16 protein-coding genes and 1 pseudogene are annotated in these 22,645 nt (G+C 70.3%); 4 read left to right on the top strand and 13 right to left on the bottom strand.

Features of this window, described 5'->3' with window-relative positions:
• Window positions 1–67 precede the first annotated feature (67 nt).
• From pssA to ACFWHU_RS01935, 10 genes are all read right to left on the bottom strand, one after another.
• On the bottom strand, window positions 68–922 hold the full coding sequence (pssA, locus tag ACFWHU_RS01980) for a CDP-diacylglycerol--serine O-phosphatidyltransferase (RefSeq protein ID WP_385802054.1): 855 nt from the start codon (window positions 920–922) through the stop codon (window positions 68–70).
• The gene (locus tag ACFWHU_RS01975; RefSeq protein ID WP_385802056.1) at window positions 909–1,556 is read right to left on the bottom strand and encodes a phosphatidylserine decarboxylase; all 648 of its coding nucleotides are present in this window, start codon (window positions 1,554–1,556) and stop codon (window positions 909–911) included. The genes pssA and ACFWHU_RS01975 overlap by 14 nt, the downstream gene beginning before the upstream one ends.
• Window positions 1,557–1,725: 169 nt before the next feature.
• On the bottom strand, window positions 1,726–2,931 hold the full coding sequence (locus tag ACFWHU_RS01970; RefSeq protein WP_385802058.1) for an acyl-CoA dehydrogenase family protein: 1,206 nt from the start codon (window positions 2,929–2,931) through the stop codon (window positions 1,726–1,728).
• A 3-nt stretch (window positions 2,932–2,934) separates the two neighbouring features.
• Window positions 2,935–3,447, bottom strand: a complete 513-nt coding sequence (locus ACFWHU_RS01965; RefSeq protein WP_387223242.1) for a MaoC family dehydratase — start codon at window positions 3,445–3,447, stop codon at window positions 2,935–2,937.
• 3 nt (window positions 3,448–3,450) lie between these two features.
• Window positions 3,451–4,443, bottom strand: coding sequence for an HpcH/HpaI aldolase/citrate lyase family protein (locus ACFWHU_RS01960; protein WP_387223239.1), 993 nt, complete (start codon window positions 4,441–4,443; stop codon window positions 3,451–3,453).
• The gene (locus ACFWHU_RS01955) at window positions 4,440–6,482 is read right to left on the bottom strand and encodes a protein meaA (protein ID WP_387223236.1); all 2,043 of its coding nucleotides are present in this window, start codon (window positions 6,480–6,482) and stop codon (window positions 4,440–4,442) included. The genes ACFWHU_RS01960 and ACFWHU_RS01955 overlap by 4 nt, the downstream gene beginning before the upstream one ends.
• 1 nt (window position 6,483) lies before the next feature.
• On the bottom strand, window positions 6,484–7,821 hold the full coding sequence (ccrA, locus tag ACFWHU_RS01950) for a crotonyl-CoA carboxylase/reductase (protein WP_387223234.1): 1,338 nt from the start codon (window positions 7,819–7,821) through the stop codon (window positions 6,484–6,486).
• Between the two features lie 363 nt (window positions 7,822–8,184).
• Window positions 8,185–10,782 (bottom strand): hypothetical protein, encoded by a 2,598-nt coding sequence (locus tag ACFWHU_RS01945; RefSeq protein ID WP_387223231.1) that lies wholly within the window; start codon window positions 10,780–10,782, stop codon window positions 8,185–8,187.
• Window positions 10,783–10,824: 42 nt separating this feature from the next.
• Entirely contained in the window at window positions 10,825–11,664 is an 840-nt protein-coding gene (locus ACFWHU_RS01940) for a TetR family transcriptional regulator (protein ID WP_383839966.1), read from the bottom strand.
• A gap of 97 nt (window positions 11,665–11,761) precedes the next feature.
• Window positions 11,762–13,552 carry a 3-hydroxyacyl-CoA dehydrogenase family protein gene (locus tag ACFWHU_RS01935; protein ID WP_387223227.1) on the bottom strand — a complete coding sequence of 597 codons (1,791 nt, stop codon included), beginning with the start codon at window positions 13,550–13,552 and terminating at the stop codon, window positions 11,762–11,764.
• Between the two features lie 483 nt (window positions 13,553–14,035).
• On the opposite strand from ACFWHU_RS01935, the gene ACFWHU_RS01930 reads away from it, so the two are divergent.
• Window positions 14,036–14,647 (top strand): HEAT repeat domain-containing protein, encoded by a 612-nt coding sequence (locus tag ACFWHU_RS01930; protein WP_387223953.1) that lies wholly within the window; start codon window positions 14,036–14,038, stop codon window positions 14,645–14,647.
• On the opposite strand, the pseudogene ACFWHU_RS01925 reads toward ACFWHU_RS01930, so the two are convergent.
• From ACFWHU_RS01925 to ACFWHU_RS01915, 3 genes and pseudogenes are all read right to left on the bottom strand, one after another.
• A pseudogene (locus ACFWHU_RS01925) lies at window positions 14,631–14,918 on the bottom strand (GNAT family N-acetyltransferase); the annotation flags it as partial. The gene ACFWHU_RS01930 and the pseudogene ACFWHU_RS01925 sit on opposite strands and share 17 nt — an antisense overlap.
• Before the next feature lie 191 nt (window positions 14,919–15,109).
• Window positions 15,110–15,616, bottom strand: coding sequence for an O-acetyl-ADP-ribose deacetylase (locus ACFWHU_RS01920; RefSeq protein WP_385802072.1), 507 nt, complete (start codon window positions 15,614–15,616; stop codon window positions 15,110–15,112).
• Window positions 15,617–15,640: 24 nt separating this feature from the next.
• The gene (locus ACFWHU_RS01915) at window positions 15,641–16,678 is read right to left on the bottom strand and encodes an Rv2578c family radical SAM protein (protein ID WP_387223225.1); all 1,038 of its coding nucleotides are present in this window, start codon (window positions 16,676–16,678) and stop codon (window positions 15,641–15,643) included.
• Window positions 16,679–16,808: 130 nt separating this feature from the next.
• Here ACFWHU_RS01915 and ACFWHU_RS01910 point away from each other — a divergent pair, with 130 nt between their 5' ends.
• The 3 genes from ACFWHU_RS01910 to ACFWHU_RS01900 all read left to right on the top strand — a co-directional run bounded on the left by ACFWHU_RS01910 (window position 16,809) and on the right by ACFWHU_RS01900 (window position 22,623).
• A complete protein-coding gene (locus ACFWHU_RS01910; protein ID WP_385802157.1) occupies window positions 16,809–17,267 on the top strand; it encodes an SRPBCC family protein in 459 nt (152 codons plus the stop codon).
• Window positions 17,268–17,545: 278 nt separating this feature from the next.
• Window positions 17,546–19,978, top strand: a complete 2,433-nt coding sequence (locus ACFWHU_RS01905) for an MFS transporter (protein ID WP_387223222.1) — start codon at window positions 17,546–17,548, stop codon at window positions 19,976–19,978.
• Between the two features lie 170 nt (window positions 19,979–20,148).
• Window positions 20,149–22,623 carry a SpoIIE family protein phosphatase gene (locus ACFWHU_RS01900; RefSeq protein ID WP_387223220.1) on the top strand — a complete coding sequence of 825 codons (2,475 nt, stop codon included), beginning with the start codon at window positions 20,149–20,151 and terminating at the stop codon, window positions 22,621–22,623.
• The last annotated feature ends 22 nt before the right edge of the window (window positions 22,624–22,645 follow it).

Below are 22,645 nucleotides of genomic sequence, written 5' to 3'. Positions count from 1 at the left end.
CATCCGGCACAGGGAAGGGCCCGGACGCCTGAAGCGTCCGGGCCCTTCCCTGTGCCATTGCCCGCCGCTACGGAAGCTGCGCGGCACGCGCCTCGCGGCGGTTGTCCCTGAACGTGTTCACCCGTCGTGCCGTGGCGAAGAGCGGGATCACCGCGCCCGTCACCACCTGGAGCGCACAGCCCGTCTGGAGCAGGAGCTGGCCACCCGGCGCGTCGAACGCCCAGGCCGCCAGGAGCCCCATCGCGGCCACGATCCAGCTGAGCATCGCCACCGCGAGGACACCCCGCGGCTTCGGATACTCGACCCGGCTCACCATCAGCCACGCCACGCCGATGATGGCGAGCAGCGTCGGTACGAAGGGGAGCTCCAGCAGCACGATCGAGACGACCGTCAGGGCGCCGAAGGGGCTCGGCATGCCCTGGAACATGCCGTCCTTCAGCGTCACACAGGAGAATCTCGCGAGCCGCAGGACCACCGCCAACAGCACCACGATCGCCGCCAGCGCCGACACCCGCTGATGCGCGTCGTCGGCGACCATGCCGTACACGAGCACGAAGTACGCGGGCGCCAGACCGAAGCTGATCAGGTCGGAGAGGTTGTCCAGCTCCGCGCCCATCGGCGAGCTGCGGAGCTTGCGCGCCACGAGTCCGTCGAAGAGGTCGAAGACCGCGGCGCAGAGCATGAGGATCACGGCGGTGGCCGCGGAGTGCCGCGCCATGCCGGTCTCTTCGCTGCCCGTGAGGTGCGGGATCAGGATGCCGGTGGTGGTGAAGTAGACGGCCATGAAGCCGCAGGTCGCGTTGCCGAGAGTGAGGGTGTCAGCTATCGACAGCCGCATGGAAAGCGGCATGTCTTCGGCTTCGTCCTCCTCCTCGGCCTCGGCGACCCAGCCGGCCGGTGTGTCGGGATCAATCACGGTCAATTCGAGTCACCCCTGCGGTCGTCGTCTGGCCGACCTCGACGGCTACCTCGACACCTTCCGGAAGGTAGATGTCGACGCGCGAGCCGAAACGGATCAGGCCGATGCGCTCGCCTTGCTCCAGTTTGGTCCCCTGCGGTACGTACGGAACGATCCGTCGGGCGACGGCGCCGGCGATCTGCACCATCTCGATGTCACCGAGCTCGGTGTCGAAGTGCCAGACGACGCGCTCGTTGTTCTCGCTCTCCTTGTTGAAAGCGGGAACGAAGCCGCCGGGGATGTGCTCCACGGACGTCACCGTGCCCGCGAGGGGGGCACGGTTCACATGCACGTTCAGCGGGCTCATGAAGATCGCGACGCGGGTGCGCCCGTCCTTCCACGGCATGATGCTCTGCACCACTCCGTCGGCCGGTGAGATGACCCGGCCCTGTGTGATCTCTCGCTCGGGGTCGCGGAAGAACCACAGCATGCCTGCCGCGAGAGCGGTGGCGGGCACAGCGAAGGCGGCGGCGCGCTTCGATCGGCGCGCACGGACCAGGCTGAGTGCTGCGGTGGCGACGGTCGGCAGAAGCCACGGCGATGCTCCGCGCGCGAGGCGGACGCTGCCGCGTGGTGCGGAGGTTTGGCTGTGGGGCATGGATGACCTTCGTAGCGGATGGAGCCGCACGGGCAACGGGGGACGGCGGCTTTCCGTCGATGGTATCGGTTGCCGGGTGCAACTGGGCAATGCAGAAGCCGAGTCGGCGGCCGGAAGACGATGACGCGGTGTGATGTTGTGGGTGGTCAAATGGGATCAAAGGCCGTGATCAGCCTTGGAATCGGTACTCCTCGAGCAATCGGCGGCCAATGATCATTTTCTGAATCTCGGCGGTACCCTCGCCGATCAGCAGCATCGGCGCCTCACGGTAGAGACGCTCGATCTCGTACTCCTTGGAGAAGCCGTAACCGCCGTGGATACGGAAGGCGTCCTCGACGACTTCCTTGCAGTATTCGGAGGCGAGGTACTTCGCCATCCCTGCCTCCAGGTCGTTTCGTTCCCCGGAGTCCTTTTTGCGTGCCGCATTCACCATCATGGCATGCGCCGCTTCGACCTTGGTGGCCATTTCCGCCAGCTTGAACTGGATCGCCTGGTGCTGGGCGATCGGTTTGCCGAAAGTATGGCGCTGCTGGGCGTACGAGACACCGAGTTCGAAGGCACGCTGTGCGACTCCGCAACCACGCGCGGCGACGTTCACGCGGCCCACTTCTACACCGTCCATCATTTGGTAAAACCCTCGTCCGGAGGCGCCGCCGAGTACCCGATTGGCCGGAATGCGCAGTCCGTCCATGATCAACTCGGTGGTGTCGACGCCCTTGTAACCCATCTTGTCGATCTTGCCGGGGATGGTGAGACCGGGCCGCACCTCACCGAAGCCGGGCTCCTTCTCGACCAGGAAGGTGGTCATCGACTTGTGGGGCGCCGTGCCCTCCGGGTGTCCTTCGTCACTGCGGCACAGAACGGCGACGAGCGTGGACGTGCCGCCGTTCGTCAGCCACATCTTCTGGCCGTCCAGCACGTACTCGTCGCCGTTCCGCACGCCCTTCGACGTGATCGCCGACACGTCCGAGCCGAGCCCCGGCTCGGACATCGAGAACGCGCCGCGCACCTCGCCGGCCGCCATCCGCGGCAGGAAGGTGTCCTTCTGCTCCTCGGTGCCGTGCTGCTTGAGCATGTACGCCACGATGAAATGCGTGTTGACGATGCCCGAGACGGACATCCAGCCGCGGGCGATCTCCTCCACGCAGAGCGCGTACGTGAGCAGGGACTCACCCAGACCGCCGTACTCCTCGGGGATCATCAGCCCGAACAGGCCGAGTTCCTTCAGCCCTTCGACGATCCGCGTCGGGTACTCGTCGCGGTGCTCCAGTTCGGTGGCCACCGGAAGGATCTCTTTGTCGACGAAGTCCCTTACCGTGGAGAGGATCTCCCGCTGAATGTCGGTCAGGTCCGCGGTCTGGGCGAGACGGCTCATGGGTCAGCTCTCCTGCGTCGTCGGCTCGGGGCGGCCGGGCTGTTCGCCGCCGCGCTTGTCGATGTAGGTCGCGGTCGGCACCATCACCCTGCGGCGGAACACACACACGACCGTGCCGTCCTGCTTGTAGCCCTTGGTCTCGACATATACGACTCCCCGGTCGTCCTTGGACCGTGACGGCGTCTTGTCCAGGACGGCCGTCTCGCCGTAAAGCGTGTCGCCGTGAAAGGTCGGCGCGATGTGCCGCAGCGACTCGACCTCCAGATTGGCGATGGCCTTTCCGGAGACGTCGGGCACCGACATACCGAGCAGCAGCGAGTAGATGTAATTGCCCACCACCACGTTCCTGCCGAAATCGGTGCTCTTCTGGGCGTAGTTGCTGTCGAGATGGAGCGGATGGTGGTTCATGGTGAGCAGACAGAACAGGTGGTCGTCGTACTCGGTGACGGTCTTTCCCGGCCAGTGCTTGTAGACGGCCCCGACCTCGAACTCCTCAAAGGTGCGTCCGAATCGCATCTCTCACGCCTCCGGGGCTTCGAACTTCGAGGTCCGCCGCAGACCCGCCGCCCGGCCCTTGCCGGAGACGACCAGCGCCATCTTGCGGCTCGCCTCGTCGATCATCTCGTCGCCGAGCATCGCCGACCCCTTCTTGCCGCCCGCCTCGGACGTCGCGTAGTCGTACGCGTCGAGGATCAGCTCCGCGTGGTCGTAGTCCTCCTGCGACGGCGAGAAGATCTCGTTCGCCGCGTCGATCTGGCCCGGGTGCAGGACCCACTTGCCGTCGAAGCCCAGCGCGGCGGCGCGGCCCGCGACCTCGCGGAACGCGTCCACGTCCCGGATCTGGAGGAACGGCCCGTCGATCGCCTGGAGATCGTGCGTACGAGCCGCCATCAGGATCCGCATCAGGATGTAGTGGTAGGCGTCCGCGCCGTAACCGGGCGGCTGCTGCCCGACCACCAGCGTCTTCATGTTGATCGACGCCATGAAGTCGGCGGGGCCGAACACGATGGTCTCCAGCCGCGGCGACGAGGCCGCGATCTCGTCCACGTTCACCAGACCCCTGGCGTTCTCGATCTGCGCCTCGATACCGATCCTGCCGACCTCGAAGCCCATCGTCTTCTCGATCTGGGTCAGCAGCAGATCGAGCGTCACGACCTGCTGCGCGTCCTGGACCTTGGGCAGCATGAGGCAGTCCAGATTGTGGCCCGCGCCCTCCACGACCGTGATCACGTCGCGGTACGTCCAGTGCGTCGTCCAGTCGTTGACACGTACGACCCGGGTCTTGCCCGTCCAGTCACCCTTGTTGAGCGCGTCCACGACGGTGTGCCGGGCGCCCTCCTTGGCGAGCGGCGCGCACGCGTCCTCCAGGTCGAGGAAGACCTGGTCGGCCGCCAGTCCCTGGGCCTTCTCCAGGAAGCGCGGGTTCGAGCCGGGCACGGCCAGGCACGAGCGCCTGGGGCGGAGCCTGTTCGCGGGCGTGTCCGACGCGGCTGACGTGGGCGACGTGGTCATGCGGAGACCTCCAGGGGGTCGAGCTTGTTCGCGTGACGGATCTCGTCGACGATACGGCCGATGATCTCGGTGATCCCGAAGTCCTTCGGGGTGAAGACGGCGGCCACTCCGGCGGCCCGCAGCGCCTCGGCGTCGGCGCCCGGGATGATCCCGCCGACGACGACCGGGATCTCCCCGGCCCCCTCCTCCCGCAGCCGGCCGAGCACGTCCGGGACCAGCGCGGCGTGCGAACCGGAGAGGATCGACAGGCCCACGCAGTGCACGTCCTCGGCGACGGCGGCGCTCACGATCTGTTCGGGCGTCAGCCTGATGCCCTGGTAGACGACCTCGAACCCGGCGTCCCGCGCGCGTACGGCGATCTGCTCGGCCCCGTTGGAGTGCCCGTCCAGCCCCGGCTTGCCCACCAGCAGCCGCAGCCGCCCCGAGCCCAGTTCGGCGGCCGTACGGGACACCTTCTCCCGTACGGCGGCGAGCGGCGTCCCCGCCTCCGCGGCGACCGCGACCGGCGCGCCGCCCACCCCGGTCGGCGCGCGGAACTCGCCGAAGACGTCCCGCAGCGCCCAGGACCACTCACCGGTCGTCACACCGGCCCGCGCGCACTCCACGGTCGCCGCCATCAGATTGCCGGTGCCGGCCGCGGTCCGCTTCAGGGCGCCCAGCGACTCGCTCACCCGCGTGTCGTCCCTGTCCGCCCGCCACTCCTGCAACGCGGCCACCACCCGGGCCTCGTTCGCCGGATCGACCGTCATGATCGCGGTGTCCAGATCGGCGGTCAGCGGATTGGGCTCGGTCGCCTCGAAGCAGTTGACGCCGACGATCTTCTCCTCGCCCGACTCGATACGGGCCCGGCGCTCGGCGTGCGACGAGACCAGCCGCGACTTCAGATAGCCGGACTCGACGGCCGCCATCGCGCCGCCCATCTCCTCGATGCGCGCCATCTCCGCCAGCGAGTCCTCGACGAGGGAGGCCACCTTCGCCTCCACGACGTGCGACCCGGCGAAGATGTCCTCGTACTCCAACAGATCGCTCTCCAGGGCGAGTACCTGCTGTATGCGCAGCGACCACTGCTGGTCCCAGGGCCGGGGGAGCCCCAACGCCTCGTTCCAGGCCGGGAGTTGTACGGCGCGGGCGCGGGCGTCCTTGGAGAGCGTGACGCCCAGCATCTCCAGCACGATGCGCTGCACGTTGTTCTCCGGCTGCGCCTCGGTCAGCCCCAGGGAGTTGACCTGGACGCCGTAACGGAAGCGCCGCTGCTTCTCGTCGCTCACCCCGTACCGCTCGCGGGTGACCTGGTCCCAGATGCGGCCGAAGGCGCGCATCTTGCACATCTCCTCGACGAAGCGCACCCCGGCGTTCACGAAGAACGAGATCCGGGCGACGACGTCACCGAACCGCTCGGCCGGCACCTGCCCGCTGTCGCGCACCGCGTCCAGCACGGCGATCGCCGTCGACATCGCGTACGCGATCTCCTGGACCGGGGTCGCCCCCGCCTCCTGGAGGTGGTAGCTGCAGATGTTGATCGGGTTCCACCGGGGGATGTGCGCCACCGTGTACGTGATCATGTCGGTGGTCAGCCGCAGCGACGGCACCGGTGGGAAGACATGCGTCCCGCGCGACAGGTACTCCTTCACGATGTCGTTCTGCGTCGTCCCCTGGAGCAGGTCGCTGTCCGCGCCCTGCTCCTCGGCGACCACCTGGTAGAGCGCCAGCAGCCACATGGCGGTCGCGTTGATCGTCATCGACGTGTTCATCCGGGCGAGCGGGATGTCCTGGAACAGCCGCCGCATGTCGCCGAGATGGGAGACGGGGACACCGACCCGGCCGACCTCGCCGCGCGCCAGGACGTGGTCGGGGTCGTACCCCGTCTGCGTCGGCAGGTCGAAGGCGACGGAGAGACCGGTCTGACCCTTGGCCAGGTTGTTCCGGTACAGCTCGTTGGACGCCTCGGCGGTCGAATGGCCGGCGTAGGTCCGCATGAGCCACGGCCGGTCCTTCGGGCGCCTGCCGCTCGCCTCGCGGCCCGGTTCCGCTGACGGCATGTCACACGTCCCGGAAGCGGTTGATGGCGTCGATGTGCTGTTCACGGGTCGACGGGTCGCCGACCCCCAGCCCCTCGCGGGGTGCCAGCGCGAGGACGCCGACCTTGCCCTGGTGCCGGTTGCTGTGGACGTCGTACGCGGCCTGGCCGGTCTCCTCCAGGGCGTACACCTTCGACAGGGTCGGGTGGATCTTTCCCTTGCCGACGAGCCGGTTGGCCTCCCACGCCTCGCGGTAGTTGGCGAAGTGCGAGCCCACGATCCGCTTCAGCGACATCCACAGATAGCGGTTGTCGTACTCGTGGGTGTAGCCGGACGTCGACGCGCAGGTGACGATCGTGCCGCCCTTGCGCGTGACGTAGACGCTGGCGCCGAAGGTCTCCCGGCCCGGGTGCTCGAAGACGATGTCGACGTCCTCGCCGCCTGTGAGTTCGCGGATGCGCTTGCCGAACCGCTTCCACTCACGCGGGTTCTGGTGGTGCTCGTCCTCCCAGAACCGGTAGTCCTCGGCGGTACGGTCGATGATCGCCTCCGCGCCCATGCGCCGGCAGATCTCGGCCTTGTGGTCGCTGGAGACCACACAGACCGGATTGGCGCCGCCCGCGAGCGCGAACTGGGTGGCGTACGAGCCGAGTCCGCCGCTCGCCCCCCAGATCAGCACGTTGTCGCCCTGCTTCATCCCGGCGCCGTTGCGCGACACCAACTGGCGGTACGCGGTGGAGTTGACCAGACCGGGGGCCGCCGCCTCCTCCCAGGTCAGATGCCGGGCCTTGGGCATCAGCTGGTTGGACTTGACGAGCGCGATCTCCGCCAGGCCGCCGAAGTTGGTCTCGAAGCCCCAGATGCGCTGCTCGGGGTCGAGCATCGTGTCGTTGTGCCCGTCCGAGCTCTCCAACTCCACGGACAGGCAGTGCGCGACGACCTCGTCGCCGGGCTGCCAGGTGTTCACGCCGGGGCCGGTGCGCAGCACGACCCCGGCCAGGTCGGAGCCGATGACGTGGTACGGCAGGTCGTGGCGCCTGGACAGCTCGCTGAGCTTGCCGTAGCGCTCCAGGAAGCCGAAGGTCGACATCGGCTCGAAGATCGAGGTCCAGACGGAGTTGTAGTTGACCGAGCTGGCCATGACGGCCACCAGGGCCTCGCCGGGCCCGAGTTCGGGCACCGGCACGTCGTCGATGTGGAGCGACTTGCGCGGGTCCTTCTCGCTCGATTCGAGACCGGCGAACATCTCGGTCTCGTCCTTGTGCACCGTCACCGCCCGGTACGTCTCGGGCAGGGGCAGTGCGGCGAAGTCGGCGGACGTGCTGTCCGGCGACTGGATGGCGTCCAGGATGTCCTTCACGATGTGGCCTCCGGCGAAGCGTGTTGCGGGAACGCTGAACAGGTCCCTGAGGGATGGGACGAGGGGTCGCGCTGTGCGCGTGGTGCGGTGGAGGTGTGCCGTCGGTTCGGCGCGTGGTGGTGCTCGGCGACGCCGGGTGGGCGCGTGGGATGCCTGTGACGCAGGCGTCCGGGCACACGGGCCGGGTGGCTCGCGGGGACAGACGGCGTACGAGAGGTCTCGGTACGCCGCCCGCCCGGACACACACAACGTATGGCACGCCGTGTCGTTGGACAAGGCACTGCGTGCCAAGAATTTGTCTCAGTTGTCATCCGGCGGACACGCATGAGCGCCATGGGATCACGCGGGGTGAGGCGTGGCGACTCAGCGTGCGGTGTGGAGCCGGGACCGTACCCATTTGTACGGGCGCTTCATGAGATGGCGCGGGCCTCCCCAGACGAGCGTCATCTGAACCAACAGGAGGCAGGCGGCGGTCACCGTCATGAGCGTGGTGGGATCCGGCTCGGTCGCCAGGAGCGCGATGGCCGACAGAGCGCCCATGATGAGCGCCGGGACGACCACTTGGGACGCGACGGCCAGCAGGTTGAGCCTTCCCCGCGCGATGCCGCGGCGCCAGTAGTGCCGGGCCGCCCAGGCCCCGACGACCGTCAGCCCCAGATGGGCACTCCACAACGCCGCCGGTCCGCTTCCGTCCACCACCGTGCCGGCCACCAGGCACCCGGTGGCCCAGAGAATGGTGGACCCCGGCAGGATCAGCATCCTGGCCCGGTCACGGAGGGTGAGCAGCTCCGAGGAGAGCGTAGGCGGCGGCGGAACGTCGGGCGGCGCGTCCCGTGCCTCCTGGGCCTCGACGAGGGGCCGTATGGAGTCGAGGAGCTCCGAGCCCAGCTCGATCTCGCCGCTGTCGAGGTAGAGCCTGACCAGCATGAGCTGGCAGTTGGTCTCCTCCCCCCGCAACTGGTGAGCGCGCGCCAGCTCCAGGGCGTCACCCAGCAGGGGCGCCGCCGCGTGGGGCGCGGATGCCAGCAGCTCCGTCTCCGCGCGGGCGCGAACCGCCACCACCGTGGCCCGCACATCCGCGGAGCGCACGGCGAACTCCTGCGCGGTGACACCGTGCGACCGGGCCGCGTCCCACTCCCCGCGATTCTCCGCGTTCTTCGCCAGCCGGCGGTGGGCTCGCGCCGCCCGGACGGGGTGGCCGGCCGACTCGGCGAGATCCGCGGCGTCCCGGTGGACGCGCCGGGCGTGGTCGGGGTGTCCGGCTTCCGTGAGGTGGTCACCCAGTGCGATACGGGAGTCCAGTTCCCTCTCGGTGTTCCCGTCCCACCGCCACAGGGAGACCGCCTTCCGCCGCTGCCTGATCGCACCCATGAGGTCGCCCTTCATCGCGGCCGCGTCGGCGTTGACGTCGTGCCAGTCCCGCACCCGGACCGGGTGGCGGACGTTCACCAGGTTGGCGACGTCGAAACACGTCATCCCATGGTCCCAGCAGGAGAGGTCGCCGTAGCGCGCCGCCATCGTGCCCAGCAGCTCGATCTGGCGCGCGAACTTCCTCTCCCGCTGCGCGGAAGCCACCAGATCGCCCAGCAGGTGCAGCGACTCCACCAGTTGGGCGCGCTTCGTCAGGAAATCCAGCAGCGGGTCCCCGATCGCCGCCACCCGCTCGTGGGCGTCCGCCGCGACGGCCATGGACACGGCCTTGGCGGCGGCAACCGCATGGTGTTCGAACCAGGGGCCGGGGTGCGGCGCTCCCGCCTCGTCGGCGTAGTGGTCCAGCAGCCGGCTCAGTGCCCGGGCGCGGGCCTCGTCCGTCTCCTCCTCGGCGAGACGGGCCCGCGCGTACAGCCTGGTCAGATCGTGAAAACGGAAGTGCCCGGAGGCGCCACCGGGCAGCAGCAGATGGTCGTCGCGCAGCCGGTCCAGCGCCCGCCTCGTCCGCGCCGGGGACAGCCCGCTCAGCGCCGACGCCGACGCGGCGTCGAGTATCTGGCCCGGATGCAGGCCGAGCAGCCGCAGGAGCCGGGCCGTCGGCTCGTCGAGCTTGCGGTAGCTGAGGTCGAAGGTGGCGTCCAGCCCCAGTTCGCCGAGCCGGTCGCGCTGCGGACGCAGCGCGCTCAACAGCGGTGCGGCATCGTGCTCCTCCCGGTCCAGGCGCGCCCGTACGACGTCGAGCGCGAGGGGCAAATGGCCGCACAGGCCGGCGAGTTCGTCCAGTTCGTCGTTCTCGCCGGAGTCTTGGGTCGCACTCAGCAGAGCCCGTGAGTCCCGTGCGGCGAGGACGTGCAGCGGAAGTACGGCCAAGTCCCGGGTTTTCGGCCGGGTGCGCGCGGTGACCAGCAGCCGGTGCCGTGGGTCGGCCGGCAGCAGCGGCGTGAACTGGGTCCCGTCCGCGGCGTTGTCGAGCAGGACCAGTACCGCCCCGTGCTCGTCGCCGTGCGTCTTCAACTGGGACCGGAAGAGCGCTTCGAGACCGATACGGTGCGGCGGGAGTTCGCCGCCGGGGACACCCAGCATCCGCAGAAAGGCGCTGAGCAGCTCCTCGGGCCCCGGCGGGCGGTCCGCAGGGAGAGTGCCCGCGTCGGCGTACAGCACTCCGCCCGGGAACCAGCCCCGCTCCAGGGCCTGATGGGCTGCGTCCAGCGCGAGCGACGTCTTGCCCACACCGCCCTGGCCCGTGACCACGACACCGAGCGGGTCGGTGGAGGAGCGGTCGGGGCGGTCGGGGCGGTCGGGGCCGAGGAGGGCGAGCAGCGACCGGGTCGGTGCCTCGCGGCCCACGAGGGGGGCCGGCCGGGCCGGGAGCCCCGCGAGCGCCTGCCGGGGCGCGGGGGCGGCGTTCGTCCCGTACACGTTCACGAGGTCGGCGCGGCCCACCTGGACCACGGTCTTCGCGCTGCCGCTGAACTCGTTCCGGAAATCCTGCTCCCCGGACACCAGCGCCCCCTCCGTCGGTCCCGGCATCGAACTGACTGCCTATCACGGAAGCCGCGGCGGGTGGCAGGGTCAGCGGTTTCCCAGTGCCTGCTTGATCGTGCGCATGACCTCGTCCAGCGGTGCGTCGGTACGGGCCACCGCCACCAGGACCTCGCCGCTCGTGCTCACCGTGGCGGCGGGACTCGCGCCGCCGCCCATGGTCCGGCCCGCGCCGATGCCCGAGCCGAAGGTGTCGCGGACGATCGCGAAGGCGTGGTCGAGCTGTGTCTCCACGTCGCCCTGGCCGTCGGCCCGCAGCCAGCGGCGCAGCACATGGTTGTGCGCGGTGACGACGGCGGACGCGGCCACCTCGGCCAGCAGCGGGTCGTCGTTGCCGTCGGGGTGCTCGTGTTCGTCGAAGTGGCCCAGGAGATAGCGGGTGAACAGCCGCTCGTAGCGGGCCACCGAGGCGATCTCGGCCTCGCGCAGCGTGGGCACCTCGCGGGTGAGCTGGTAGCGGGCCACGGACAGGGTCGGCGAAGCCGCGTACATCCGCATGACTTCCTTGATGCCCCGGCACACGGTGTCGAGGGGGTGCTCGTGCGCCGGCGCCGCGTTCAGGACCGCTTCCGCGCGGACGAGGGTGTCGTCGTGGTCCGGGAAGATCGCCTCTTCCTTGGAACGGAAGTGCCGGAAGAACGTCCGGCGCGCGACCCCGGCCGCCGCGGCGATCTCGTCGACGGTCGTCGCCTCGTACCCCTTGGTGGAGAACAGCTCCATCGCCGCCGCCGACAGCTCCCGGCGCATCTTCAGCCGCTGCGCCGCCGCGCGGCCGCCCGCCGCGCTCTCCGGCGCGTCGGCAGTGGTGTTCGTACGGGCGGGCCGTCGGGCGGAGTCAGCGGGCTGAGCCATGACCCGAACGTACTGCATCCGCGCAGGAGGGCGCGCCCGTGGGGGCCGCGCCGGGACGGGCCGCGAAAGGCGGCCCGCCCGGCGATCGAGTCCACGGCACGCTCAAGACGGGCTCCTAGCTCCGCGCCGCGTACTCGCGGAAGCCGCGTCCCGTCTTGCGGCCCAGGCAGCCCGCCGCCACCAGGTGTTCCAGCAGTGGCGCCGGTGCCAGCCCCGGGTCGCGGAACTCGCGGTGCAGGACCTTCTCGATGGCCAGCGAGACATCGAGACCGACCACGTCCAGAAGCTCGAACGGCCCCATCGGATAGCCGCCGCCCAGCTTCATCGCGGCGTCGATGTCGTCCAGCGTCGCGTAGTGCTCCTGGACCATCTTCACCGCGTTGTTCAGATACGGGAACAGCAGCGCGTTCACGATGAAACCGGCCCGGTCGCCGCAGTCCACCGGGTGCTTGCGGATCGTCGCGCACACCTCGCGGACAGTGGCGTGCGCCTCGTCCGACGTGAGGACGGTACGGACCACCTCGACCAGCTTCATCGCCGGAGCCGGGTTGAAGAAGTGCATGCCGATCACGTCCCGCGGGCGCGTCGTGGCGCGGGCGCACGCGACGACCGGCAGCGACGACGTCGTGGTGGCCAGCACGGCGCCCGGCTTGCAGACCTTGTCGAGCGCCGCGAACAGCTCCCGCTTGACCTCCAGGTCCTCGGCCACCGCCTCGACCGCGAGATCGACGTCGTCGAACGCGTCGAGCGAACCGGCCGGTGTGATCCGCGCCAGGGCGTCGTCGCGCGCCTCCCCGGTCAGCCGCCCCTTGTCCACGGAGCGGCCCAGGGACTTGGCGATCCGTGCCTTGGCCGCGTCCGCCTTCTCCCGGCTGCGGGCGGCGAGCACCACGACGTAACCCGCCTTGGCGAAGACCTCGGCGATCCCGCTCGCCATCGTTCCCGAGCCCGCGACACCGACCGACCGGACCGCCGGGCGCCCGCTTTCGCCGCCGCGCCCGTCGTCCAGCGGGGTCAGCGCGTCGCGCACCACCGTGCCGCTGCCCGGCGCCTCGTACGTGTAGAAGCCGCGTCCCGACTTACGGCCGGTGAGCCCGGCCTCGCTGAGCTGCCTGAGGATCGGCGCCGGGGCGTGCAGCCGGTCGCGCGACGCCGTGTACATGGCCTCCAGGACCGTACGGGCGGTGTCGACGCCGATCAGGTCGAGCAGCGCCAGCGGGCCCATCGGCAGACCGCAGCCGAGCCGCATCGCGGCGTCGATGTCCTCGCGCGACGCGTACTTCGCCTCGTACATCGCGGCGGCCTGGTTCAGATAGCCGAAGAGCAGCCCGTCGGCGACGAAGCCGGGCCGGTCGCCCACGGCGACGGGCTCCTTGCCCAGCTCGCGCGCCAGCGCGGTGACGGCGGTGACGGCCGTCGGCGCGGTCAGCACCGACGACACGACCTCGACCAGCTTCATCGCGGGGGCCGGGTTGAAGAAGTGCATGCCGAGCACGCGCTCCGGATGGGCGGAGTCGGCGGCGAGCCGGGTGACAGACAGCGCGTTCGTGCCGGTCGCCAGTATCGTGTCGGGGCCGACGATCCCGTCCAGCGCGCGGAAGACCTGCTGCTTGATCTCGTACGACTCGGGGACGACCTCGATGACGAGATCGGCGTCCGCGGCGGCCTGGAGGTCGGTGAACGTACGGAACCGGGCGAGCATCCCGCGCCGCTCCTCCTCGGTGATCCGCCCGCGCTCCACGGCGCGGGCCGTGGACGCTTCGAGCGCGGCGACCGCGTGGGCGGTGGCGATCTCGTCGATGTCGATGCCGATGACCTCGCGGCCGGCGCGGGCGAGGACCTCGGAGATACCGGTCCCCATCGTGCCGAGGCCGACGACGGCGATGGTGGAGAGAGGGATGTCCATCACGGGACTCCAAGGGGATGAGTGACGACTGAAGAGGGGGACAGGCGCGTTGCCGTTGCCGTGCGCAGGGGCCGCCGCACTCGAAGTGGGCGCGCCGCACGGGCGTTGTGGATGTCGGAGTGAGAAGTCGGCGGACCCTGTCCCGGAGTCGCGCCGTGCGTGTGCAGAACCGACGGGCACTCACGGTGGCTGCGTCACCAGGCCACCGGGAGCCGCGGGGGTTTCCCGCTCACTTGAGATTAACCGGCGAGTAACGAGCGCGCCAGCCCTGGGGAGATGTGCGGTGCGTCACCGGCGGAAACCGGCCGTTCGGGCACCGGACGGTCACGGAGAGCGTCCTGTCGGACACGGAGCGCGGATACCCTGCCCGGCATGAGTGAGCTGGAACGGCAGGCAGGACCTGCGGATGTGGCGGGGGCGGCCGAGGTGGCGGAGGCGGTGGGGGTGACCGAGGGGGCGGGAGTGACTGAGGCGGTGGGAGTGATCGGGCCCCGCGCCTCGGTCACTGCCCGTGCCAATCGGGCGGTCACCGACGACGAATCACGCGTACTCGCCGACCGGGTACGGGACGAGTCCGGCGACTCGGCCACGTACCGGCGGCTGATCGCCACCGAGAACCACGAGGAACTGGCAGACGTCCTCGTCGCCCCCCAACACCCCCTGTGGGCACGGGAGATCGCCGCCTTCCGGCTCGGCTGCGCGGGCGACCGGCGGGCGTTCGAGACGCTGGTGCTGCTCCTCAACCACCGCGACGCCCAGCGCTGCCTGTCGGCCTCCCACGCGCTGACCCAACTCCGCGACCCCCGTACGCCGCGCGCCGCCGCCGCGCTCGCCACCAATGTGCTGCGCACCGCGTACGCCCTCTACCCGGTGCGGCTGCTGGCCGAGCTACGGGCGCCGGAGTCCGTACCGGCCCTGATCGCCACCCTGGAGCGGCTGCTCGCGCCGAACGAGACCCACTGGCGGGTGGCGCTCGCGTGTGTGGAGGGCCTCGGGCGCCTCGGCGACCGACGCGCCCTGCCCCTGCTCCGGAGCGCCCGCGCACACCCCCGACTGTCCGCCGCCGCGTCGGAGGCGCTCAGACGCCTCGGGTGAGGGGCCGCGCGTAACGCACCTCGGGCACCGCGACACCCTCGACCTCGAACGGCTCCTCGGCGCCGTCGGGTCTGAATCCGGCCTTTTCGTAGAAGCGGCGGGCGCGGTGGTTCTCCCTCAGGACCCAGAGGAGGAGGCGGGAGTGGCCGTTCGCCGCGGCGCGCTCCAGCAAGGTGTCCAGCAGGCTCCGGCCGACGCCGGTCGCGACATGACCGGGACGCACGTACAGCGCGTACAACTCACCCGCACCGTCGGGTACGTCCTTGTCGCGGCAGCGGGCGGTGTCCTCAAGCGCCGGACGGGCTTGAAGTGCTTGCCAGGCGGAGGGAAGTGCCCGCCGGGGGGCCGGACGTGCTCGTTGGGCCGGCTGCAAACGCAGCCCGTCCGGCTATTGAGGACAGGCGTGGCCCGCGAGTCGCGCAACCCGGCAACGCTCTCCGGCCCCGGCCTCGGCGTGGTCGGCTACTCCTCGGAGACCGCCGCCGTCAGCAGGCGGTATGTCGGCTTGTCGAACGCCATCAGTCTGATCCGTTCGACATCCGTCCGCGTCGACCTCAGCGTGTCCACCGCGATCCGGGCCGCCCGTTCCGGCGGGAAACCGAAGATGCCCGTCGAGATCGCCGGGAACGCCACACTCCTGGCTCCCACTTCGTCCGCCACCTCCAGGCAGCGCCGGTAGCAGGAGGCCAGGACCTCCGGCTCGCCGCGGTCGCCGCCCTTCCAGGTCGGGCCCACCGTGTGGATCACGTGCCGGATCGGCGGGGGGAGGTCGAAGCCCGGGGTCGCCTTCGCGTCACCCCGTGCGCAGGGCGCGATCGCCGCGCCCGCCTCGGCGAGCCGCGGGCCCGCGGCCCAGTGGATCGCGCCGTCCACCCCGCCCCCGCCGCGCAGCGACTCGTTCGCCGCGTTGACGATGGCGTCCGTGTCCTGGTGAGTGATGTCGCCCTGTACGACCTCGATCACTGTCATCCCCGGATGATCGCGCACCTGGCACTACAACAGCGTCAGCTGTGTCGGCCCCGTCTCCGCCTCCGGGGCCGGTGTCTCCGGGGCCGGTACGCGCCGCCGTGGTGCCCGCCCGGCCGGGCCGATTCCGAACTCGTCCGCCAGTTCGTGGACCTGGCGCGTGATGCGGCGCTGGTACCACTTCGGCGCGTACGCCCCCTCCGCGTACAGCCGCTCGTAGCGCGGCACCAGATACGCGTGGTGTTCCCGCAGCCACCGCATGAACCACTCGCGCGCGCCCGGCCGCAGATGCAGCACCAGCGGGGTCACCGACGTCGCCCCGGACGCGGCTATCGCCCGTACCGTGGCCCGCAGTTGGTCCGCGCTGTCGCCGAGGAAAGGGATGACGGGGGCCATCAGGACCCCGCAGGCTATGCCGCTGTCGGTCAGGGTGCGGACGGCGTCGAGACGGCGTTCCGGCGAGGGGGTGCCCGGCTCGACCGTGCGCCACAGCTCCTGGTCGGTGAAGCCGACGGAGACGGACACGCCGACGTCCGTGACCTGCGCGGCCTCCCGCAGCAGCTCCAGATCGCGCAGGATCAGCGTGCCCTTGGTCAGGATGGAGAAGGGGTTCGCGTGGTCGCGCAGCGCCGAGATGATGCCCGGCATCAGCCGGTAACGGCCCTCCGCCCGCTGGTAGCAGTCGACGTTCGTACCCATGGCGATGTGCGCGCCCTGCCACTGGCGGGAGGCGAGCTGCCTGCGCAGCAGCGCCGGCGCGTTGATCTTGACGACGATCTGCGAGTCGAAGCCGAGGCCGGTGTCGAGGTCCAGATAGCTGTGGGTCTTGCGGGCGAAGCAGTACACGCAGGCGTGTGAGCACCCCCGGTACGGGTTGACCGTCCACTCGAACGGCATGCGCGACGCGCCCGGTACCCGGTTCACGATCGAACGGGCGCGGATCTCGTGGAACGTGATGCCGCGGAATTCGGGGGTGTCGAAGGTCCTGGTGGTCACCGCGTCCGTACCGAAGAGCGCGGCGTCGCGGGCCGACGTGGGGTTCTCGGCCAGATTGTCCCAGCGCATTTGCGCCTCCTCAGTTGTACTGACCACAGAATAGAACACGTGTTCCCATGATCGATGCAACCCCGGATTTGGGCGCGCCCCGTGGAGATGGTTGGCTTGCCGCCCGGAGAACCGAATGCTGGAGGAAGCCATGGCGCAGGTCGAAGCCACGACGGAGCGGATCATCGCGGCGGACGCGGAGACGGTGTTCGACGCGCTGGCGGACTACCAGGAGGTACGCCCGAAGGTGATGCCCGGGCAGTTCAGCGAGTACGAGGTCCGCGAGGGCGGCGACGGCGAGGGGACCCTCGTCCACTGGAAGCTCCAGGCCACCAGCAAGCGCATCCGCGACTGTCTGCTCGAAGTCACCGAGCCCACGGACGGCCAGCTCGTGGAGAAGGACCGCAACTCCTCCATGGTCACCACCTGGGTCGTCACCCCGGCGGGCGAAGGCCGTTCGAAGGCCGTCGTCACCACCGTCTGGGACGGCGCCGGCGGTATCGGCGGCTTCTTCGAGAGGACGTTCGCGCCCAAGGGTCTCGCCCGTATCTACGACGAGCTGCTCGCGAAGCTCGCGGCGGAGACGGAGAAGGCCACCGAGGCGTCCTGAACCGTCAAGTCCCCCCTGGCCGGGGCGTCCTGAACCTCGACAACCTCGACGGACGACAGCCCCGGCATCACTGATTCGAGTGGTTTTCCCCGCGACGCGTGACGTGCGCCCGCGCACCACGCGTCGCGGGAAAGCCGCTGATGAGCGCCCCCGACCGCTCCTCACAACCCCGTGCCACGGTGCGCCGTACCTCTTCTCGGTGAAGCGCCCGGCTTGCTCCCGCTCTGCGCGCAATGTGAAGAATTACGCCGCGCAGACGCGACGAAGGGGAGCAATTCGTGGGTGGGATCACGCTGGTGAAGGACGACGAGCAGGCCACCGTGCCCGCTCCGGCCGCGACCGAACCGCCCCCACCCCCCACCGGCGCCGCCACCCCGGGCGGTGAACTCTCCCCGCGCCGGGTGCGGTTGGTCTTCACCGGCCTGATGCTCGCGCTGCTTCTCGCGGCGCTGGAGCAGATGATCGTCGCCACCGCCCTGCCGAAGATCGTCGGGGAGCTCAAGGGCCTCGACCGGATGCCCTGGGCGATCACCGCCTATCTGCTGACCTCCACGATCGGCCTGCCGATCTACGGCAAGCTCGGCGATCTCTTCGGCCGCAAGGGCGTCTTCCAGTTCGCCATCGTCGTGTTCGTCGTCGGATCGGCCCTGGCCGGCTGGTCCCGCACCATGAACGAACTCATCGCCTTCCGCGCCCTCCAGGGCGTCGGGGCCGGCGGACTCATGATCGGCGTCCAGGCGATCATCGCCGACATCGTGCCGCCGCGTGAGCGCGGGCGCTACATGGGCCTGATCGGCGGCGCGTTCGGCCTCGCCTCGGTCGCCGGACCGCTGCTCGGCGGCTTCTTCACCGACCACGTCTCCTGGCGCTGGTGCTTCTACTTCAACGTGCCGTTCGGCCTCGTCACGCTCGCCGTCGTCACCGTCGTACTCAAGCTCCCCAAGCCCAGCGGCAAGGCGCGGCTCGACGTCATGGGCGCCGTGCTGCTCGCCGCCGCCTCGACGTGCCTGGTCCTGCTGACCAGTTGGGGCGGCACGGAGTACGAGTGGGGCTCCCGCGAGATCCTCGGCCTCGCCGCCGGCGCCGTCGTGACGGCCGTCCTGTTCGTGGTCGTCGAGCACTTCGCACCCGAACCGATCATCCCGCTGCGGCTGTTCCGCGACTCGGTCTTCAACATCACCGGACTCGTCGGCGCGGTCGTCGGCATCGCGCTCTTCGGCGCCGCCAGCTATCTGCCGACCTTCCTCCAGATGGTCGACGGCGCCTCGGCCACCGAGTCCGGCCTGCTGATGCTGCCGATGATGGGCGGCATCGTCGTGGCCTCCGTCGTCTCCGGCCAACTCATCAGCCGCACCGGCCACTACCGGATCTATCCGATCCTCGGCAGCGCCGTCTCCGCCGTCGGCATGTGGCTGCTGTCCCGGCTGGAGACCGACACGTCCCGGCTCGAATACAGCGTCTGGCAGGCCGTCCTCGGTATCGGCATCGGCCTGGTCATGCCGGTCCTGATCCTCGCCGTGCAGAACTCGGTCCAGCCCTCCGACCTCGGCACCGCCACCAGCGCCAACAACTACTTCCGGCAGATCGGCGGCAGCGTCGGCGCCGCGATCTTCGGCACGCTCTTCGCCGACCGGCTCACCGACGCGCTCGTCGAGCGCATCCCGTCCGGCGCCGGGCTGCCCAGCGCCGAATCCATCACCCCGCAGATGGTGCACGCGATGCCGCCCGCGCTGCGGGACGGCTACATCCAGGCGTACGCGGACGCGATGCCGCGGATCTTCCTCTATCTCGTGCCGGTGCTTCTGCTCGGCCTGCTCATCGCCTGCTTCCTCAAGGAGAAACCGCTGGTGTCCCACAACGCCTCCGCCACCGAGTCCACCGCCGTCCCGGCCGCCCGCACTCCCGGCTCCGCCGCCGCCTCCGCGAACGGCGCGGCCCCGCACGCGTACACACCCGGTGTCCCCGTCTGCGGCACCGTCCAGCACCACGACGGCAGCACCGTCCCGCGCGCCGCGCTCACCCTCATCGACGTGCAGGGCACCCAGATCGGGCGCGGGGCCAGCGGCGAGGACGGGCGGTACGCGCTGAGCGTGCCGGGGGCCGGTTCGTACGTGATGATCGCCGCGGCGGGCGGACACCAGCCGCAGGCCGTCACCGTCACCGTCGGGGAGCGCCCGATCGAGCTCGACGTGGTCCTCGGCGGCGCCGGTCGCCTCGCCGGATCCGTGCTGACCGCCGACGGCACGCCCGTGCGCGACGCGGCCGTCACCCTGACCGACGTACGCGGGGACGTGGTCGCCTCCACCCGCAGCGGGCGCGAAGGCGGCTATGTGATCTCGGAGTTGGTGGCGGGGGAGTACACGCTCGCGGCCAGCGCGCCCGCCTTCCGGCCGGCCGCGCTCCTCGTCAGCGTCCAGGCCTCGCGCGAGACCCGGCAGGACATCGAACTGGCCGGCGGGGCGGTGCTGCGCGGCACCGTACGGGCCGGGGGCGGCCGTCCGGTCGAGGACGCGCGCGTCACCCTGCTCGACGCCGCGGGCAACGTGGTCGACACCCTCACGACGGGTGCGGACGGGACATTCCGCTTCGTGGATCTGTCGTCCGGCGAGTACACGGTCATCGCCGCGGGTTACCCGCCGGTCGCCACCGTGCTGCGGATGGCGGGCGGCGGGCGCACCGAGAGAGACCTGCAGCTCGGCCACGCGGACTGACCGGATCGGCGAGTGGATCAACAGGCGTGCTACTGACTGAATTTCAGTCAACTTTCCGGCGTGCGCGGGCGCACAACCTAATAGTTCATTGCCCGGCGCATTGCGTGTTCGGAGCCGTACCGTGGGTGCACAGCCGCAGATCCCGGCGGCGGGGAAGGAGCCTTCCACCCATGGACAGTGGCACTCCGCCGCTCCGGTCACGGCGCGGTCGCGCCGCGACCGGCCGGATTCCGCTTGCCGTGGTCGTCGTGGACGCCGACGGCCTCGTGTCGCACTGGTCGAGCGGCGCACGGCGGCTTTTCGGCCATTCCAAAAAAGCCGCGGTCGGGCAGCCGGCCGGCGATCTGATGCCGGTCTCAGGGGCACTCACGGAGGACCGGACGGGACGGGTCAACGGCGCCTACGACACGTACGGCGCCGACGACGAACTGGGCCCGGAACTGCACGGGCGCAGCTCCTACCCCACCGCAGGCCGGGCGAAGCTCTCCGACCCGGGACGCCCCCGGCTCGACGTGCTCTGGTGGGCCTACCCGCTGGCCGGGCCGGGAGCCGGCCGCCATCTCGTACTCGCCGCGGACGTCGACCAGTTCCGCGGCGAGGTCGGCGACGCCGACAGCGGTCGGATAGCGCCGAGCTTCTCGCTGCACACCGAATTCCCCGACTCCCAGTCACTCGCCGGCCAACTCCCGCACATCCTGCCGAACATGAGCGTCTCCGAGTCGGAGCGCATCGTCGCCCAGGTCCTCGAACTCGGCTATCCCGTGCTGGAGTTCAGCCACCACGACCGGGTCCCGGTCACCCCCGACTGGGGTGTGCCGCGACGCGTCGCCGGACGGCCGGCCAACGCGTACGGTACGGCGGAGCCCGGCGCGGCGGGTTCCGGTCCCGTCTACGGCCACCCCGCCGACCGGCCCGTGCCCGCGCCCGACCCCGAACTCGACCTGGAGTACGCGGCGGTCCGCGAACGGCTTGAGTTCCTCAACGAGGTCAGCGGACTGATCGGCTCCTCCCTCGATCTCGCGCGCACCATCCGCGAGGTCACCAGCGCCGCCGTGCCCCGCTTCACCGACTTCGCCGGCACCCATCTGCGCGCCGCCGTCCTCGCGGGAGAGGGATTTCCCACGGGGCGCCCCGACGTGACCACCATCTGGCACCGGGTCTGGGTCGAGCACAACGACGAACCGGGCCGCTGGGACGACACGGTGCCGGTCGGCGAGGCCATCGCCTTCCCCGAACACACGCCGTTCTTCCAGTGCATGGTCACCGGCGAACCGGTCCTCATCCCACGGCTCAGCGAGGAGGACGGCGACCGGATCTCCGCGCAGTTCGAGAAGCGCGACCTGCGCCCGCTCATCAACAACCGCTCCATGCTGCTGGTGCCGCTCAAGGCGCGTGACGTGGTGCTCGGCTTCATGGTGCTGATGCGGCGTCAGGGGCGGCAGCCCTTCGACGACATGGACCGCACCACCGGCGCCGAACTGGCCGCCAGGGCCGGGCTCGTCCTCGACAACGCCCGGATGTACACGTATCAGGAGAACGTCGCCGACACCCTCCAGGACAGCATGCTGCCGCAGGTCGCCGCACGCATGGCGGGCTGCGACATCGCCACCCGCTATCTGCCCGGCGCCCGGCTCGGCCGGATCGGCGGCGACTGGTTCGACTCCGTCAAACTGCCCGGCTCACGCACCGCGCTCGTCGTGGGTGATGTGATGGGCCACGGCCTCAACTCGGCGGCGATGATGGGCCAGTTACGGACGGCCGTGCAGACGATGGCGACGATGGAGATGCCGCCCGCCCAACTGCTGCGCAATCTCGACGACCTGGCGCAGCGCCTGGGCGAGAACTATCTGGCGACCTGTCTGTACGCGGTGTACGACCCCATCCGCTCCGAGCTCCAGATCGCCAACGCCGGACACATCCCGCCCGTCCTGGTCCGCGCCGCGGACGGCCGCAGCGAACTGCTCGACCTGCCGACCGGCGCCCCCATCGGCGTCGGCGGCGTGCCCTTCGAGACCGCGACGGTACGGGTCGGTCCCGGCGACCGGCTGGTGCTGTGCACCGACGGTCTGGTCGAGGTGCGCGGCCAGGACATCGGCGCCGGTCTCGCGGCGCTCTGCGAGTCGGCCGCGCATCCGGCCGCCTCCATGGACCGCGCCTGCGACACCATCATCCGCGCGCTCAACACCCAGGGCGGACGCAAGGACGACGTGGCCCTGCTGATGGCCAGGCTGAACGGCATACCGGACGGTGACGTCGCCGAGTGGCAGCTCGCGCTCGACCCGCGCGAGGTGGCGCGGGCCCGGCGCCTGGTGCGCGGCAAGCTGTACGACTGGGATCTGGCGGGCGCCGTGGAGAACGCGGAGCTGATGGTCGGCGAGCTGGTCACCAACGCCGTACGGCACGCGCGCATCCGCCATGTCGGGCTGCGGCTGGTCCGTACGGACGCCCTGCTCTGCGAGGTCACCGACGACGAACCGGCCCCGGCGAGCCTGCTGGGCGCGACGGCCGACGACGAGTTCGGGCGGGGTCTGCGGATCGTGAGCCGGCTGGCCCGCGGCTGGGGGAGCAGTAGTTCGGCGCAGGGCAAGACCGTGTGGTTCGAACAGGCCCTGGCGGGCAAAGGGGCGTACGTGGCGCGGAAGTGACGCGTCGTCAATTCGCCTCTGA

This window comes from Streptomyces sp. NPDC060366 (assembly GCF_042725135.1).
Lineage (GTDB): Bacteria > Actinomycetota > Actinomycetes > Streptomycetales > Streptomycetaceae > Streptomyces.
This window is presented reverse-complemented; position numbering and strand designations above follow the sequence as displayed.

What these genes read in the sequence shown, in the direction of transcription:
- ACFWHU_RS01975 (WP_385802056.1), bottom strand. Translation starts at nt 1,556, where the DNA reads ATGCCCCACAGCCAAACCTCCGCACCACGCGGCAGCGTCCGCCTCGCG.
- ACFWHU_RS01970 (WP_385802058.1), bottom strand. Translation starts at nt 2,931, where the DNA reads ATGAGCCGTCTCGCCCAGACCGCGGACCTGACCGACATTCAGCGGGAG.
- ACFWHU_RS01965 (WP_387223242.1), bottom strand. Translation starts at nt 3,447, where the DNA reads ATGCGATTCGGACGCACCTTTGAGGAGTTCGAGGTCGGGGCCGTCTAC.
- ACFWHU_RS01960 (WP_387223239.1), bottom strand. Translation starts at nt 4,443, where the DNA reads ATGACCACGTCGCCCACGTCAGCCGCGTCGGACACGCCCGCGAACAGG.
- ACFWHU_RS01955 (WP_387223236.1), bottom strand. Translation starts at nt 6,482, where the DNA reads ATGCCGTCAGCGGAACCGGGCCGCGAGGCGAGCGGCAGGCGCCCGAAG.
- ACFWHU_RS01945 (WP_387223231.1), bottom strand. Translation starts at nt 10,782, where the DNA reads ATGCCGGGACCGACGGAGGGGGCGCTGGTGTCCGGGGAGCAGGATTTC.
- ACFWHU_RS01940 (WP_383839966.1), bottom strand. Translation starts at nt 11,664, where the DNA reads ATGCAGTACGTTCGGGTCATGGCTCAGCCCGCTGACTCCGCCCGACGG.
- ACFWHU_RS01935 (WP_387223227.1), bottom strand. Translation starts at nt 13,552, where the DNA reads ATGGACATCCCTCTCTCCACCATCGCCGTCGTCGGCCTCGGCACGATG.
- ACFWHU_RS01920 (WP_385802072.1), bottom strand. Translation starts at nt 15,616, where the DNA reads ATGACAGTGATCGAGGTCGTACAGGGCGACATCACTCACCAGGACACG.
- ACFWHU_RS01915 (WP_387223225.1), bottom strand. Translation starts at nt 16,678, where the DNA reads ATGCGCTGGGACAATCTGGCCGAGAACCCCACGTCGGCCCGCGACGCC.
- ACFWHU_RS01910 (WP_385802157.1), top strand. Translation starts at nt 16,809, where the DNA reads ATGGCGCAGGTCGAAGCCACGACGGAGCGGATCATCGCGGCGGACGCG.
- ACFWHU_RS01900 (WP_387223220.1), top strand. Translation starts at nt 20,149, where the DNA reads ATGGACAGTGGCACTCCGCCGCTCCGGTCACGGCGCGGTCGCGCCGCG.